Source organism: Ruminococcus albus 7 = DSM 20455 (genome assembly GCF_000179635.2).
In the GTDB taxonomy this organism is placed as follows: Bacteria; Bacillota; Clostridia; order Oscillospirales; family Ruminococcaceae; genus Hominimerdicola; species Hominimerdicola alba.
Genome location: NC_014833.1, coordinates 2,951,868 through 2,968,151, shown reverse-complemented (window position 1 = coordinate 2,968,151; position 16,284 = coordinate 2,951,868). Strand labels below are relative to the sequence as shown.

General features: G+C 46.3%; 15 protein-coding genes and 2 tRNA genes. 11 read left to right on the top strand and 6 right to left on the bottom strand.

Annotation, left to right across the window (positions count from 1 at the left end):
* The first annotated feature begins 138 nt into the window (after positions 1 to 138).
* Together RUMAL_RS13395 and RUMAL_RS13390 are read left to right on the top strand one after the other, a co-directional pair.
* Positions 139 to 1,026 carry a helix-turn-helix domain-containing protein gene (locus RUMAL_RS13395; protein WP_013499237.1) on the top strand — a complete coding sequence of 296 codons (888 nt, stop codon included), beginning with the start codon at positions 139 to 141 and terminating at the stop codon, positions 1,024 to 1,026.
* A complete protein-coding gene (locus RUMAL_RS13390) occupies positions 959 to 2,296 on the top strand; it encodes a phospholipase D-like domain-containing protein (RefSeq protein WP_050793291.1) in 1,338 nt (445 codons plus the stop codon). The genes RUMAL_RS13395 and RUMAL_RS13390 overlap by 68 nt, the downstream gene beginning before the upstream one ends.
* Before the next feature lie 70 nt (positions 2,297 to 2,366).
* Here RUMAL_RS13390 and RUMAL_RS13385 read toward each other — a convergent pair whose 3' ends face one another.
* The 5 genes from RUMAL_RS13385 to RUMAL_RS13365 all read right to left on the bottom strand — a co-directional run bounded on the left by RUMAL_RS13385 (position 2,367) and on the right by RUMAL_RS13365 (position 5,677).
* Positions 2,367 to 3,887 (bottom strand): nicotinamide phosphoribosyltransferase domain-containing protein, encoded by a 1,521-nt coding sequence (locus RUMAL_RS13385; RefSeq protein WP_013499235.1) that lies wholly within the window; start codon positions 3,885 to 3,887, stop codon positions 2,367 to 2,369.
* Positions 3,888 to 3,905: 18 nt separating this feature from the next.
* Positions 3,906 to 4,724: a ribose-phosphate diphosphokinase gene (locus RUMAL_RS13380; protein ID WP_013499234.1), complete on the bottom strand. Its 819-nt coding sequence runs from the start codon at positions 4,722 to 4,724 to the stop codon at positions 3,906 to 3,908.
* Complete coding sequence (locus RUMAL_RS13375) at positions 4,724 to 5,272, bottom strand: cysteine hydrolase family protein (RefSeq protein ID WP_013499233.1); 549 nt, start codon at positions 5,270 to 5,272, stop codon at positions 4,724 to 4,726. The genes RUMAL_RS13380 and RUMAL_RS13375 overlap by 1 nt, the downstream gene beginning before the upstream one ends.
* Positions 5,273 to 5,453: 181 nt before the next feature.
* Positions 5,454 to 5,540, bottom strand: a tRNA-Ser gene (locus RUMAL_RS13370).
* Between the two features lie 48 nt (positions 5,541 to 5,588).
* Positions 5,589 to 5,677, bottom strand: a tRNA-Ser gene (locus tag RUMAL_RS13365).
* Between the two features lie 220 nt (positions 5,678 to 5,897).
* Here RUMAL_RS13365 and RUMAL_RS13360 point away from each other — a divergent pair.
* The 8 genes from RUMAL_RS13360 (at position 5,898) to RUMAL_RS13325 (ending at position 11,871) form a co-directional block, all read left to right on the top strand.
* On the top strand, positions 5,898 to 6,821 hold the full coding sequence (locus RUMAL_RS13360) for a hypothetical protein (protein WP_013499232.1): 924 nt from the start codon (positions 5,898 to 5,900) through the stop codon (positions 6,819 to 6,821).
* Between the two features lie 78 nt (positions 6,822 to 6,899).
* Entirely contained in the window at positions 6,900 to 7,301 is a 402-nt protein-coding gene (locus tag RUMAL_RS13355) for a PH domain-containing protein (RefSeq protein ID WP_013499231.1), read from the top strand.
* Positions 7,302 to 7,356: 55 nt separating this feature from the next.
* Positions 7,357 to 8,418, top strand: coding sequence for an FkbM family methyltransferase (locus tag RUMAL_RS13350; RefSeq protein WP_013499230.1), 1,062 nt, complete (start codon positions 7,357 to 7,359; stop codon positions 8,416 to 8,418).
* A gap of 371 nt (positions 8,419 to 8,789) precedes the next feature.
* Positions 8,790 to 9,515: an RsmE family RNA methyltransferase gene (locus RUMAL_RS13345; RefSeq protein WP_013499229.1), complete on the top strand. Its 726-nt coding sequence runs from the start codon at positions 8,790 to 8,792 to the stop codon at positions 9,513 to 9,515.
* Positions 9,516 to 9,683: 168 nt separating this feature from the next.
* The gene (locus RUMAL_RS13340) at positions 9,684 to 10,019 is read left to right on the top strand and encodes a hypothetical protein (RefSeq protein WP_013499228.1); all 336 of its coding nucleotides are present in this window, start codon (positions 9,684 to 9,686) and stop codon (positions 10,017 to 10,019) included.
* A gap of 218 nt (positions 10,020 to 10,237) precedes the next feature.
* Positions 10,238 to 10,561, top strand: coding sequence for a hypothetical protein (locus RUMAL_RS13335; RefSeq protein ID WP_013499227.1), 324 nt, complete (start codon positions 10,238 to 10,240; stop codon positions 10,559 to 10,561).
* Positions 10,562 to 10,651: 90 nt separating this feature from the next.
* Positions 10,652 to 11,377 carry a GH25 family lysozyme gene (locus RUMAL_RS13330; protein WP_013499226.1) on the top strand — a complete coding sequence of 242 codons (726 nt, stop codon included), beginning with the start codon at positions 10,652 to 10,654 and terminating at the stop codon, positions 11,375 to 11,377.
* Positions 11,378 to 11,559: 182 nt separating this feature from the next.
* Positions 11,560 to 11,871, top strand: coding sequence for a hypothetical protein (locus tag RUMAL_RS13325; RefSeq protein ID WP_013499225.1), 312 nt, complete (start codon positions 11,560 to 11,562; stop codon positions 11,869 to 11,871).
* 181 nt (positions 11,872 to 12,052) lie between these two features.
* Here the strand turns inward: RUMAL_RS13325 and RUMAL_RS13320 are convergent, their stop codons facing one another.
* The gene (locus RUMAL_RS13320; protein WP_013499224.1) at positions 12,053 to 13,951 is read right to left on the bottom strand and encodes a substrate-binding and GGDEF domain-containing protein; all 1,899 of its coding nucleotides are present in this window, start codon (positions 13,949 to 13,951) and stop codon (positions 12,053 to 12,055) included.
* A gap of 508 nt (positions 13,952 to 14,459) precedes the next feature.
* On the opposite strand from RUMAL_RS13320, the gene RUMAL_RS13315 reads away from it, so the two are divergent.
* Positions 14,460 to 15,902 carry an ABC transporter substrate-binding protein gene (locus tag RUMAL_RS13315; protein ID WP_013499223.1) on the top strand — a complete coding sequence of 481 codons (1,443 nt, stop codon included), beginning with the start codon at positions 14,460 to 14,462 and terminating at the stop codon, positions 15,900 to 15,902.
* Positions 15,903 to 16,284 lie beyond the last annotated feature (382 nt).

Here is a 16,284-nt window from a genome sequence, read left to right as displayed (position 1 = left end):
CCCATTTGAGAATTTGGTGCAATATCATATAATGCAATTAAACTAACATATAATGCAAATGCAGAAAGTTTACAGAAAATACGTCTTGACTTAATTTGCACGATATGATAATATGTTTTAAAAGAGGGAGGGGTGACTGTGCGCATAATAAATGTTGGCTGCGATCATCGGCACGATGCGGATTTTTCGATAGAACGACCTGAGGGCTCGGGGGACTGGCTGATGCTGCTGGTCAAAACTCCGGCGGTGTTTGTGACATATAAGGGCGAGATCGGTACAGAGGCGGGCACCGTAATGCTGTACAGCAGGGGAACTCCTCAGTACTACCGTTCGGACGGCGGAGTGTTCGGGAATGACTGGTTCCATTTTATGCCTGAAAATACTGAGGATGAGCGGCTGCTGAGAGAACTGGACATACCATTTGATACGCCTGTAAAGCTTGGCAGTCTTTCGGAGCTGACGGTATTTGTCAGCATGATGTGCCACGAGCATTATTCCGGGGGACTTTACTGTACAGATACCTGCGACCTGCTTGTGAAGCTGTTTTTTATGAAGCTGAGCGAGAAGCTTCACAGGACGGCTGATAAGGGTATGGGCAGCAGCTATGAGAAGATGTCGGTGGTAAGGGCGAAAATATACAATGACCCTGCATACAACTGGACTATCGAGGGGCTTGCCCATGAAATGAACATGAGCCGTTCATCTTTCCAGCACAGCTATAAAAAGCTTTTCGGGGTAACTCCCATGAACGATGTTATAAATGCGCGTACCGAAAGGGCAGGGTATCTGCTTGCATCCACGGAACACAGTGTGAGCAGGATAGCGCAGATGTGCGGGTATTCATCGGATATACATTTTGTAAGACAGTTTAGAAAGGTGACGGGGGAAAGACCTACTGAGTACCGTACAAGGGTGAGGAACAAAGCGGAGAATGATCGGGCTGAGGAGGTGTCAGGATATGAAAAAGAGAATGGCGGCAGTGATAACAGCGGCGGCAGCGCTGTGCGCCTGCGGAACGGTCCGTAAAAGCAGTATAAAAGAGGAGATATCTTCTGGCGGCGGCGAGGTATCATCGGTGAGGGATGAAAGCCCGGCTGTGACCGTGACAAATGAGGTGTCCGTCAGAGCGGATATGCCGAGACATCTGACGCAGGAACAGGAGATACTGGAAAAGGCGGGTGAGAGATTCTACCTTCTGACCGACAGCCGCTATCCTGTTTATACCAATACCGAGGTCAGCTATTATCCGACGGGGGAGCGGTTCTATGAGGCGCTTATCAGGGAGCTTGCCGCGGCGGAGGACTTCATATTTATGGAGTACTTCATCGTGAAGGACGGTGAGATGCTGGATGGTATACTCGATGTGCTTTGCGAACGCATGGATGCAGGAGTTGAGGTAAGGATGATATGTGACGGCTTACAGCAGAACGATGCGTTCTGCGAGGAAATGCGGTCGTATGGCATAGACTGCCGCCTTTACCGCGAGCCTGACCGTGTGAGCATAAATGAGCGAGATCACCGCAAGCTGACTGTTATAGACGGAAAGACAGCATTCATGGGCGGAGTGAATATCTCGGACGAGTACATTAATGTGACATCGCCATACGGACGGTGGAAGGATGCGGCGATACAGATGCGCGGCGATGCTGTGAGAAGCTGTACGGAGCTTTTCTTTGAGCAGTGGGACCGTGGGGCTGAACTTGATGTATGCGGTGAATATCTAGATAAGACAGAGCCTGCAGCGGCGGAGGGCTATGTTATGCCCTACGGGGAATCTCCCTTTGACAATGAGGATGCGGCGCGGGACATATACCTTGAGATAATGAACGGTGCGGAGGACTATCTGTACATAACAGCACCGTACCTGAACATAGATGATGAGGTGGAGGATGCTATATGTTCGGCAGCTGAACGGGGCGTTGAGGTGATACTGATAGTACCCGGGATACCCGATAAGCTGTACATGGAGATACTGGCGCGTACCCATTATGAAAGGCTGGTGCTTTCGGGGGTGAAGCTGTACAGGTATACTCCCGGATTCATACATTCAAAGGTGTTTGTCAGTGATGACCGCGTTGCTACGGTGGGCAGCATAAATCTCAACAGCCGCAGCTTTTACCGCGACTTTGAATGCGGTGCTGTACTGACGGATGTTAAGTGTATAGCTGATATCAAGGCGGATATCCTTGACACCCTTGATGAGTGTGTGCTTGTGACGGAGGACAATATCATACCACTTTCTCCTGCTGAGGAGATAAGGGCTGCCATGATGGCGAATCTTGAAGGGTCTATGTAAATGACTGAACGATGACTGCTATGAAAAAAGGGAGCAGCTGCGTTTGATGACGCAGCTGCTCCATTATATTTCAGAATGCGTTGTTGTTAAGTCTGTTCCTGATATCACTGAGTGTATACTCCCTGACAAGTCTGCCGTCTTTGAATACTGTTTCAAGCAGGTTCCCTTCGGGGATAGTGCTGCCTACATAGCCGTCTTTATAGGCGAGTTCACCGTTGTCATCGCGGTAAACATAGCACAGACCTTTCTGGCTCTTTTTGAAACCGCCCTCTTTCGGGTCTTTGAATATGGGATACTCCTTGCCGTCTATCTCGGCATAGCAGGCTTTTATGCAGCTGGAGAAGGTATCGCGGGTGAAGGGCTTGAGGACTGTGTGTCTGCCTGTGAACTTCTGACCGTCATCGGCTGTGACGGTGATATCCTCGGTCTCCTCGATACAGTGCATAGAGAAGGAACCTACACCGAGGGCAACGTTTGAGCAGGCAAAGCCGTTCTGCATGAGTATCTCGTATATCTGCTCGCAGCGCTGTACAGTTATGCTGTCACCGTATATCGCCTTTACGTGAGGGTCAAGCACCTTGTAGCCCTTGCTGTTGACTGTTCCGCCGAACTGTTCCCACAGTTTGAAAACTGTTTTTGTAACTACCTCAACGCAGTCGCCCGAATCGCCTCTCATCAGCATACAGCCGTTGTGCGCCATTATCTCATTGTGGAGTTTTGGCAGTATGTTATCGATGACGTTCCAGTAGTCATAGGAATCGAGAACGGCGGAGAAGCTGGTGTTTGGGTAGAGCTCTGTAAGCATTTTTCTGAGGAAGGTTTCCTCGTCGCCGTCAACTGCGAAGTTTGAGCACATAACAAAGTGCTCTGTGCTGACAGCGCCGTATGCTACAGCTTCCTTTGTACAGTCTGCGCCGAACATCTTTTCAAGGTAGGGGATAGCAGGTACGGTAGCGGTATTCACGAAAGACATACACCAGCCTGCGGCAGCTTTAAGCGCGGCATCAAGTCCCTGGTCACCGCGGAAATCGAAAGAACCCAGTGCCTTGGCACGCGGGATATCGTCCTCGCAGGTGAGTGCGTAGTACTTGTCAACGATATCGCGGTAGGTCTTGCCCACGGTAGCAGTTATCTGCGGATACCACATTTCAGCAGAGATAAGGCTTTCAAGTGCCTGCGGCAGCCATGCGAAATCGGGGTGGGTATTGGTTATTCCGAACATGGGGACGTGTATCGGTACAAGAGTACCCTCGGGGAGTGCGATTATCTCCAGTGGGAGATATCCCAGTCTGTGAAGTTCGCGAATAGAAGATGTATTGTATATGCCCTTACCGAAGGAATTATCCAGTACGCGCTGATAATCGGCAACTATCTCCTCCTCGGGGACTTCAAAGAAATTCTCGTTGAAGTAGTCGAGGAGCCAGGTCTTGCAGAACATCTGCAAACCGAACATTACCACCTTATCCCAGCGCTTTACACGGCTCATACGGGGGGTGTAGTAAGACATGGACTTTGTCATCTTCTGATTTATCATATCCCTGTGGACTATCTTATAGAAATCGCACATCAGTGCTGCGTTTATACCTTTCATAGTGATCCTTCTTTCAGTTCAGTCAAGACTGATTTTTTTGAGTATATCGTTATCGGGCAGGGTGCATATAGAATCGGTGGTATAGATATTCTTTATCATGCCGCATTCAAACAGCTTGCCCTTTGCTATTGAATCTTCACAGTGGCTGAAAAATACATTTATATCCTTACAGCCCAGCTCTTTCAGCTTCTGTGCGGAGTAGTAGACAGTTCCGCCGTAAGCACATATATCATCTATTATGAATATATTTTTGCCTGCAGGGGAGTCGCCTTCGACTTCAAGGCCGAGTATCTTTCCTGTTGACCAGTCACGCTTTTTTATGCCGAAGCTGACGTGTCTGGCATCGAACATGGAGGAATACCTTTTCATAGAACCCTCATCGGGGAAGAACAGACAGTCATCTTCAAAGCTGAATCCTGCCATTTCCAAGGCTTTCAGTATATACTCCTTCGGGGAGAGGTTCACCACCCTGTCGATAAGTGCCGCACCCACGCTTGAATGAACATCGAGTACAGTTACCTTATCAAAGCCCATGGAATTTAGGAAACGGCAGAAATATTTCAGTGTGAAGACTTCGGTATCAGCGTGTACCCTGTCCATACGTGCGTTTGGCAGATAGGGCATGAACAGCGTGAATACTGCTTTCGGGAAACGCTCTTTAAGGTTGCTTACCATATAGTACAGCTGCATCTGTTCAAGTTCATTTTCATAGTGCCAGCTTATGTCCACACGGCTGCATACATCAGCGTGGGAAAGGTCTATCTTCATGGTGCCGTCGGGGTAGTTTTCGATATTCGGCACCATATACTCTCCGTCATCTATACGGTATCTGAGCATCAGGTATCATTCCTTTCTATCTTCATCTGGCATACAGCCATAGCGCTGAGTGCATTCTCGTGGCTTTCGGGAGTTACACCTGCGCAGCATTCCTCGGTTATCACTATGGGTACCTCGGGGAAGGCTGCCTTGACTATCATGGCATTGGAGATGACGCAGATATCGGTGCATACTCCGATGAATTCTATCTGCTCGATATCTTTTCCGTCAGCCAGATTTTTCAGCACTTCGGGAAGTTCGGCAGAACCGAAGGCAGGCTTTTCCACTAGGATATCATTGTCCTTTCTTACAGCTTCGATACGGGGGTCAAGCTTCCAGCCATCGGTGCCGCGGATACAGTGTACAACAGGTAAGTTTTTTCCCTCCTGAGTATTCATATAATCCTCGGTGTGAGTATCAAGCGTGAACACGACGGGGACATCGGGCTGTTCCTTGCGGAAGGCAGCTATCCTTTTTGCCGCCTTATCGGCAGCCGCATCGCACTCGGCATTACCGAGAACGCCGTTTGTAAAGTCTTTCTGCAGGTCAATGGCAACTAAGATCTTCATAATGATACCGTCCTTTTGATTCATAGTAACTAATAGTTATTATCTTTTTGTTGTTATCATTATAGCACGATATACCGCTTTTGTCAACAGGACGCTTTCAACAAATTTGAAGGGTGTGTATTGTGCAAAGAGTGTAGAATATAACAAAAACCTCCGTAAGCCTAAGCTTACGGAGGTCATACGCGGATTGAGGGATTTGAACCCTCGCGCCCCTTTCGAGACCTACTCCCTTAGCAGGGGAGCCCCTTCACCACTTGGGTAAATCCGCATAAGTATTCCGGCATAATCCTCAAAGGATATATGCCTTGAAAAAAAGTGGCGGACAGGGTGGGATTCGAACCCACGGTACGTTGCCGTATCACCGGTTTTCAAGACCGGCTCCTTAAACCACTCGGACACCTGTCCAAATAGTCACATCTCTCAGCGACTTAATTATTTTAGCATATTTTTTTTCATTTGTCAATACTTTTTTTGAAAAAAATAGGAAAGTGTTTTTTATTGATGCTGACCATAAGTCAGAATGCCCAAAATGATCGGGGAAGATTTGATGATAATCACGTATTAACAAAAAAACCCGGATGTGGTATAATAAAAAAAGTATATAATGTCGCAGGGAGGGGTGAGCTTGGATATCAGAATTTTTCCGATGGCAGCTGTGCTTTCGGCTGCGATATTTTTTTCGGGCTGTGCATTTTCGGATCATTACGTCAAGGATCCCGACGGAGTAAACAGTGCTGCGAATGTTCAGCAGGATGACAATGAAAGCTTCTTTCTGAACTGGCAGGGCGAAAAGGTCACTCCCGGCACCGCAGCGGAGAACAACTGTGTTTTTATGGGCTGCAGTGACAGCGGTATATGGCAGAATTTCCTTGTTGACATAATCGCGGAAAGCACAGCTTCGGTAACGGTATGCAGCGAGGATAAAGTGATGCATATCTCCGAAAGCGGCACAGGCAGTACAGCGCTTGTACGAATAAAGGAAAAGAAAGATGACGGGGTCGAATACGCTGAAAGGCTTGTCAGCCCTGTGGAGGTATACAGTATATACAATGAAGAGGAGAAGCAGCTGGAATATTATCTGAGTGATATACTCCTGAACAAGGTGCCTTCTTCGGGCGGTGACGGGTCAGTGAATGTACCTGTTGAATATTCCGATTACAGGGTGTCATCAAAAGCTGCGGCAACTTTTCCGTATCAGAAATATTTTTCATCCTACGGAGATTTTGAGGATTACTATGATATGTACCACAAGACTCTGGGACTTGACAGCCTGAAAAATGCCATGAGAAAATTAGATGATGATGGCGGTTTCAACACAAATGTAGTATTCCTGTACGCTGACCGTTCGGTGGGAGATGCAAAGTACAAATTCCTGAGAGCGGTAGTAACGGATAAAAAACTGACCATATATATACAGCGAGATTGTTCGGGGAATATGAGCGGTGTGTCAAAATGGCAGCTTACCTGCACTGTTCCCGGGGAATATCTTTCCGATGTTGCTCCCGATGCGGTGCACTGGGTGATATATGATGACGTATCACAGGGATAGAAAGGCTTTTATATATTGACAAAAGTATATAAATGTGGTATATTGTAAATATAATGTTAATGAGTGAGGTGCGTCCTTATGAAAAAAGACGTTTTTGATTATGTATGGACAGATAAGAAGCGCACATTTCTTGGGCTTCCGTGGTCTTTTACCAGATATTACCTGACAGAGAGCAAGTTCATCACCAGAACGGGTATTTTCAGTGTTCAGGAGGATGAACTGGAACTTTACAGAGTGCTTGATAAAAAGCTGGTGCTCACCATGGGCAACAGGATGGTAGGCTGCGGCACTATCGTTATGAATGTGCGTGATGTGGATACTCCCATCAAGGAGATAAAGTCTGTAAAGAAGCCTCGTGAGGTAATGAAGCTGCTTGATCAGTACATCGATATGAACCGTGACAGGTACCGTACAAGAGGAAGGGACCTTTACAGCGGGTACGATCATGACGATGACGGCATACCCGATGGTGATGAATAAACATAAAAAATCATAGGCGCAGATGTGTTCTGCGCCTTTTTTGTGAGGTTTGGAAATGAACTTTGAGGAGCTTGCGGCACTGCCTGAATGTGCTGCGGAAATAAAGCGGAGCGGTCTGCCTATATATATATATGGTATGGGCAACGGCGGCGAGAAGGTGCTGAAGTGGTGTGCAGACAGAGGCATCGGAGTGAATGGAGTATTTGCCAGCGATGATTTTGTAAGAGGGCAGAGCTTCATGGGATATGAGGTGAAGAAGCTTTCGCAGGTCGAAGCTGAAGTCGGGGAGTTTACGGTACTGCTGGCTTTCGGTACCTGTCTGCCCGATATAATGGAGAGGATAGACGATATCGCAAAAAGGCATCCGCTGTATGCACCCGATGTTCCCGTGGCAGGGGACAGGGCTTTTGACAAGGCTGAATTTATTGCGGATATCAAACGGGCAGAAAAGGTGTGCGGTATGCTGGCTGATGAGGAGTCAAGGCAGGTGTTCCTGGGGCTGACGGCTTACAAGATAACAGGCAGGCTGGGATATCTGAAAGAGGTATTTTCTGACGGCACCAAACCCTCGCCTCTGCTGGGGCTGAAAAAAGGGGAGATATACTGCGATCTCGGGGCTTATAACGGTGATACCGTCCTGCAGACCGTCAGGGCGACGGGCGGATGCAAAAAAATATACGCCCTCGAACCCGAGAAGCGCAACTTTCAGAAGTGTGTAAAAAACTGTAACGATATAGATGAGATAGAGCTTATAAACGCGGCGGCGTGGTCACATGATACGGTCATGGGATTCGACGGAGGTTCGGGCAGGCAGGCCAGGCTTGACGGTGAGGGCAGAGGACTTATCATGGCAAGAAGCCTTGACAGCGTGCTGAACGGTAGGGAATGTACCTACATCAAGTACGATGTTGAGGGGGCAGATATCCCTGCGCTGAAGGGTTCGGAGAAGACTATCGCAAAATATCATCCGAAGCTGTGCTGTGCGCTGTATCACCGCTGTTACGACTATATCGACATACCTCTTGCGGTGAATGACATATACGGCGGATACTCGTTCTATATGCGGCAGGAAAGCTATTATCCCGCATGGGAGACGGAGCTTATCTGTGTGCCTTAAAGGCAAAAGAAAAACACCCACTTTAGCTGTGGGTGAAAACAAATAAAAAAATTATAGGGGAGAAGCCGGCAGATCTCTCTGCCAACTATGTATATATGCAGGCTTGGGGTAAAAGCCAACATACCGAAACATAAGCCGTCGGATCCTTCCGACAGTTATAATATACTTTAAGAATGTGTTAATATTGTGAAGACGGTTTGTGATAAGCATGAAAGATAATAAAAATATACAGTTATCCCGTTGTTATGCCGATATACAGTTATTTCGGGGTATGATCAGTGAGATGTATCCTGTAAGAATGCTGTATAGTGTGGTGCATCAGCAGGATGACCATATGATCATCAATTATAATGTCAGCGGAGGTATATATCATGCCAAGATTTTTTGTTAACAAAGAGGATATCAATGGTGACAGTGCGGTGGTGCGCGGCGCTGATGCGGTGCATATCGGGCGAAGCCTGCGTATGAGGCTGGGTGACGAGCTGACGGTCTGCTGTGAGGGAAAGGACTATACCTGCAGGCTTGATTCGGTATCGGACGAACAGTGCGGGCTTGCGGTGCTGAGTGTCAGCGAGGGCAGCGGTGAGCCTACGGTGAGGGTGACACTTTATCAGGCTGTGCCTAAATCGGACAAACTGGAGCTGATAGTGCAGAAGGCGGTAGAACTTGGTGCGGCGGAGATAGTGCCTGTGCTGACTTCAAGGTGCGTATCGCGTCCCGATGAAAAAAGCTACCGCAAAAAGCGTGAGCGGCTTAACAAGATAGCCCTTGAAGCTGCCAAACAGTGCGGCCGCAGTATAGTACCCACGGTGGGAGATATCATATCTGCGGAGGAATGCGCGAAACGTCTTGGAGAACATGAGCTGGGACTGATATGCTATGAAAAGGGCGGTGCGCCTTTATCGGAAACTGTCGGACGGGAGTGCCGTGACATAGGTATATTCATCGGCAGTGAAGGCGGATTCGATGAAGCGGAAGTCGATAAATGCCGCGCGGAGGGTGCGAAGGTCATCGGTATGGGACCCAGGATAATGCGCTGCGAAACGGCTCCTCTGGCTGCGATAGCTGTGGTCATGAGCCTTACGGGAAATATCTGAATATTATGCAGGGTACGGCTTTGGAACGATACCCATAAAGAAGCTTTTTCGCCATAGTATTTCCGATGTTCAGTCGGAAGTACTATGGCGTCTTTATTGACAGCACTTCGATGTTGTGATATAATTTTTACTAACATAAACCAAATCGGAATTTTCGGAGGAATCATAATGCCCTCAAAAAGTGTTTTTGTTGGAAGCTGGTCATATTTAATGCCTAATACGAATGCTGACTCGGATGGACATATTGTTCTGATTAAGAGGCTATCATTCGGACCTTGTGAAGTATATGAATGGGGCATAGATAACAACAGCTTACCGTATGAAGAATATCAATGGTGTGAAGATGAGTATTTTAAGGATGAAAGTTATTTTAAGCACATAACAAAAAAGGAATTAACAAAACAAATTGAGAGTGTAATCCATGTATTTACAGAGAATGAATTACCTGAATGGGCAAACATCTATTATAAAATACTTGATTGGTTAAATACTGGTTTATCTTAGCAGCAATAAGTACAATTCCCCCTTAGCACTTTGAAGTGCTTCGGGGCAAAATTTCTATATGGGTATCTTTCTTTGGCTGTGCCCTTTTTGCGTACAAAAAAACGCCCTGAATGTCAAAATGAGTATCTGTACAAAAAAAGTTACCACAAATGAGAAAGTATGTGCTATAATAGATTCACGCCAAAGGGAAAACGGCGTGGAAAGGAAGTAAGAAAAAAATGGTACTTGTAGGCATACTGATATTACTGGTAATAAACGAATCTTCATCGGGAGAGGGCTGGTACAAGGGGGTGATAAAGGGTCTGCTGGGAGCAGCCGGGCTGGTATGGGCGGCAACGGTATCGCCTGCGCGTACATTAGTGATCTGCATTATGATAATGTGTGCGCTTGTGGCTGTTGAACTGGCGCGTATAGATGACAGAAGGAGCTCTGCGGCAGAAAGACTCAGAGAGCTTGATGAACGTGATGCGGAAAGAAAGGCACGCAGAGCGCGCGGAAGTCTGAGAATGACAAAGAGCGCGGGAAAGCGCAGAGCGGCTTGACAAATAGTCCCGTCCGTGTTATACTGGCACTGTTGTGCGAAAAAGTCTGAAAGAATGACGAGGTTCGCATTTGACATGGAGGGATAATATTTGAGCAGAAAAAAACGATACGGTATAGTGTTTCTGATCATGGCGGCAGCTGCGGCTGCTTTTGCGGCGCTATTGTGGTTCAGGGTGATAAGCCTCAATCATCCCGATGGTATAAAGGGTGCGGATATATCGTCCTATCAGGGGCAGACGGACTGGGCTGAACTTTCAAAGCACATGGATTTTGTATTTGTCAAGGCAACAGAGGGCAGCAGTTCAACGGACGATATGTTCATGGACAATTTCACGGGGGCGAAGGAAGCAGGACTGGTGACGGGGGCGTATCACTTTTTCAGCTTTGACAGCACAGGCAGCACTCAGGCAGACAATTTCATCGGTGCGCTCGAAAGTACGGGTCAGACCGACGGTATGCTGCCGCCTGTTATAGATGTTGAGCTTTACGGGAAATATACCAACGATCCGAAACCTGCGGAGGAAGCGGTGCCTGAGATAAAGGCGATGATATCCGCGGTGGAGGAAAGGTATGGTGCGAAGCCGATAATATACACCACCATGAAAACACGCAAGCGCTACAAAGAGGCATTTGATGGCTGTATGCTGTGGGAGCGCAACGTATTTTTCAGACCGCTGAACAATGACTGGACTTTCTGGCAGTACAGTGACCATGAGAAGTTTGACGGCTATGACGGTGACGAGGAATTCATTGATATGAACGTATTCAGCGGAAGCAGGGAAGACCTCGAGGCACTTACGCTGCACACCCGATAAATCAGATAACAGGGCATTATCGTGCTAATGTGATGTAAAAAACGGTCTTCCAAATTTGCACAAAATGACGAAATGTGCAAGGAGTTAGCTTACGCGCTTGATTTTTTTTACAATGTGTGGTATACTATGAATAATCTGAACTTTGATTTAGAGAGATAATTTTTAGAAATGGAGTGTTCAAAATGGGAAATATTTTTAAGGCATTACTCGCTATCGGCGTAGTTGCAGGCGGCGCTGCTGCTGTTATGGCATATAAGAAGCGCAAGGAGCTTGAAGATTACGATTACGAGGATCTTGACGACGATTTCGATGACTGCATCGATGACACCACACCCGAAGAGGATCTTGATAAGGTTGAAGAGCCTGTTGATGACGTAGATCTGGCTGACAAGGTCGGTGAGGCTGCTGAGGATCTGGCTGAAAAGGCTGAGGAAGCAGTTGAAGATCTGGCTGACAAGGTAGAGGACTTCAAGGATTCTCTGACAGATGATTAATGAATGATCATTGATATTACGGGCTGTGCAGAAATGCACAGCCTTTTTTGTGCGAAAAAAGCCGTTCTCTAATTCCGGAAGAGTTAGAGGAACGGTTGGATACGGACGGCTTAGGGGGATGACTTTTCTACAGAAAGGTCATCCCCCGGTCAATAATATAAACATCTGTATCAGTTCCGCATTATGTGCGGTGTGTGCGCTTTTTCTGCTTTTCGGCGTACATCCGCGCGTCGGCTATGCGTATGAGTTCTTCGACTTTGAATTTTACTGAAGCATCATGGACATAAGCACCGAAGCTGGCATCGAGGATATATTCTTTATCCGATCTGCTGTTATTATCAGCAATAGCTGAATGCAGCTTGGTTTTTATCTCGGCTACCAGATCTTCATCACAATCGGGTACGAACACATAGAATTCGTCACCGCCTGTTCTGCCTGCGATAGCTTTGTCACAAAGCACATGGGAGATCATGCCTGCGAGACATTTAATGGCTTCATCACCCTCTGCATGACCGTAATGGTCATTTATCTTTTTTAAGCCGTCCATATCTATTACCATGGCACAGGCTTTGCCTGTACCGTTCATGCTTTGTGCAGCTTCGGCAGAACGAAGTTCAAAACCACGGCGGTTATAAAGTCCGGTAAGACCGTCCCTGACGCTGGTATCCTCCAGACTTGTTATAAGTCCGCGGATATTATTGCTTCGCAGCAGGGATTCCATAGCCACAGCCATTGTAGCTATCCATACATTGTAGAATTCATTGAAGGTCTTGGTGCCTGTCATGGATATAGAACAGTAGCCGAAGCATCTGTCGCCGCAGTGCATACTTGTTATATAAACTATCCTCGGTTCGTCGCTGGATTCGGCAGGAAGGAAATCATCGGTAGATATCACCTTGCGTTCGATATCCTTAAAATCTCCGTATCTGTCAACGATTATGGCGGGGTATACTTTATTTGTGGGTGAGGACATACCTCTCTCAAGAGATGTTTTTCCGTTCTCGTCAACATAAGTCATAACACAGAAGCTTCTGTAGCCTCCGAAGTTGACAGCATAATCAGCGAATGAACGCTCAAGCTCACCTATACTCTCAACGATATTCATTTTAAGTGTTGCACCGATTATATCACCGAGATAATAGCGCACAGATCTGTCCTGATTGGCGTTGAGATTTATCCTTTCGATCTCTTTTGAAGGATCGGCTTTGGTACAGCCGCAGGAATCACCGCATATCAGCTTTGGCGTTATAAGTGTGATGCCCGGATACTTCGCGCCGCGTGAGATATTATTTATCATGTTAACAGCCTGTATAGCAGTATCGTCGCGTCGGCGGTCAACGGATGTAAGTCTTGGTATATACAGCTGACCTTCCTTTACACCGTCGAAGCCGGTGACTATTATATCTTCGGGCACACGGAAACCTCGGTCTTTGAATCCCTTGATAAGCGCCATCGCCATATAGTCATTTGCACATATAACAGCCTCGGGGATCTCTTTGCATTTGGTTATGAAAAAATCGGCAGCCTCCCTGCCTTTGTTGAACCAGAAGTCGCCCTCAAATATACCTGCGCCTTCCTCGGGGAGCCCCAGCTTGGTCATGGCTGCTTTGAAAGCATTGTACCTTTTTACACCGTCCATATGCTTCAGCGGACCTGACATGAAGCCGATCCTCTTGCAGCCGTGGTGCTCATGGATATGTCTGACAATAAGTTCTATGCCTGCATCGTCATCAAAGCTGAGATTATAAAACCCATCCATTATGCTTGAAGCACTGATAACAGGACAAGTCGCCCTTTCTCTTATCCGTGTGACCAGTTTTTCAACGGTAGTCTTTATCTTGAAAGACTCCTCATCTATGATTATACCGCTGAATCTGCTATATGGGATCACTTCGATAAGTTTATATTCGTAGTCACCGTAATCCGAGTGATTGTTGCCGACAACGTCAAGAAAATTATAAAATACAGCATTGTATCCCAACTCGGTAGCAGCCTGATTTACAGTTTCACAAAACTGCATACGGTAGCCTGTCGTGACCTGGCAGGTAAAAATTGCTATGCTTTTTCTGCTGTTTATCATCTTTATCATCTCCCATTGTTGGCATATGTACAGACATATATAAGGATATATTGTCCTATATTACTAAAATTATAACACGTTTATTACGTGAAGTCAATAATATAATTTGCTAATTTGTCCATTTTTTATGCAAATTTTGCCTAAAAAAAGCTAATATTAGCTAAATGATATCACCAAATGGAAAATCTACAGCAAAAAATAACCGTTTAAACGCAATTATTGATAGGAAATATGTTATGGATGAATGTATAATGTAATTATCCGAAAAGTTATAGATCGCCAAAATGCGGGTGTGACCGAGATTTATCGGGGAGTTTGCTTAAAGTTTATGCTGATGATAAAGCGGTATTAGTCAAAATTAACGAAAATTGCATCCAAATCATGTTACAAAAGCGAATTGACAACGAATGAACAAACTGTTAAAATAATACTTGCATAGTAAAGTGGCAGGCGTCAACACTATAACCGTTACTTTGACGCACTATATTCCTGATTAGGAGGGTTTTTTATGAAAATGACTAAAAAGATTTTGGCAGGTCTGTTTGCTGTTACAATGTGTTTCGGCGTTGCTTCATGCGGAAGCAAGGATGAAGACAAAGGCAATAAGAATGATGCCTCGACTATTGAGATGAATGAAGCGGACAAGCAGGCTATCAAAGATGCTGCTAAGGAACTCGATACTACCGAACTTGCTAACAAAGAAGTTAAGTTCCTTTCTCACTGGGATATCAACCCCGGCGACGGTCAGGTAGTACCTCCCGATATACAGATGTTCAGAGATACCTATGACGGTACATTTAAATACGTACAGACAACATGGGATGATCGTTACACCGATCTGGCTAAGTATGTAATGTCCGATGATTCCCCCGACTTCTTCTCCGCTATGGATATGGACGGCTTCCCCAAGGGTGCTATCAAGGGAATGTTTGAACCAATTGATCCGTATATAAAACTGGACAGCGATCTGTGGGCACCTGCAAAGGCTACCTGCGATGCATTCGTATTCAAGGGTGATCACTATGTAGCAGGTATACAGTCATATCCTCAGTATGTATGTATCTACAATACAAAGACCATTGAGGATAACGGTCTGGACAATCCTGCAGAACTTTATAAGAATGACGAGTGGACATGGTCCAAGTTCACTGAAATGTGTACTGAGTTTACTGATCAGGATAACGAAAAGGTCGGTCTGGACGGCTGGTGGTATGCAGCTGCTCTGAACGATACCTGCGGTGTTCCTCTTATCGGTCTTGAAAACGGTAAGCTCGTAAATAATATGGATAATCCTAAGGTCACTAAGGTACAGGAACTGATGTACAACCTTGGCAAGAACGAAGTATTCTTCGACAGAGCTTCAAATAACTGGTCTATCAGAGGCGACGGTACTACAGGTCTTGGTGTTGGTACTTACCAGACACTGTTCTATCCCTGCGGCCTGTGGGGCATCGAGAATTCACCTGAGAATGTTACCGCTTTCGGTGACGTAGAAGCAGGCGAGATCATGTTCGTTCCTATGCCCAGAATGGATGACAGTGATACCTACTATGTAACATCCAGAGTTGACGGCTATCTGCTTTGCAAGAACGCTCCCAACCCTGAGGGCTTTGCAGCTTACATGAACTGCCGTATGCTCACTCTGTCCAAGGCTAACGAGATCAGTATCAATCAGCTGAAGAACGACTACAAGTGGAATGACGATATGATCGAGATGAGAGATGAAGTTATCAGACTCTGCAACGATCATCCTCTGTATGATTTCCAGGACGGTGTTTCCGAAGAGCTGAAGAACAGTATGGAGGAAGTTAAACAGGCTACTGTTATCACCGGCGGCGGTGCTAAGACTTGGACTCAGAACGTTGAAGAAAACAAGGCTACCATTGATTATCTGCTGAAGGAAGCTAACGATAATATCGATACTGACGCAGCAGACAAGGCAGCTGAATAATCAAGCTTTCCAGATTTAACGCATTGATCGTGTGCAAGCAATTGATGCGCAAAATATCCTTCATTTTTACCCTACAGAAAAGCCGAGGTCTGTCCTCGGCTTTTCTGGCTTTATGACGTAAAGATATCCCGTCAGCGCAAGGCGGGTACCGATATAGAAGTTTATAATATTTATCGGGGGAAACTTTTCTGAAGAAAAGTTATCCCCCGAACCCGTCTGCAAAGGCTTTGCCTTTGTAGATCCAAACAGACTTTTAACTCATTTGGGCAGGGGGTAGTTTTTTTATAAAGACAGAAAAAGACAGGGGGTAGCTATGTTTGCAAACATAGCTACCCCCTGCCCGAAATAAATAGAAGTTTTCGGAAAGGGGTTCAGCATCAGC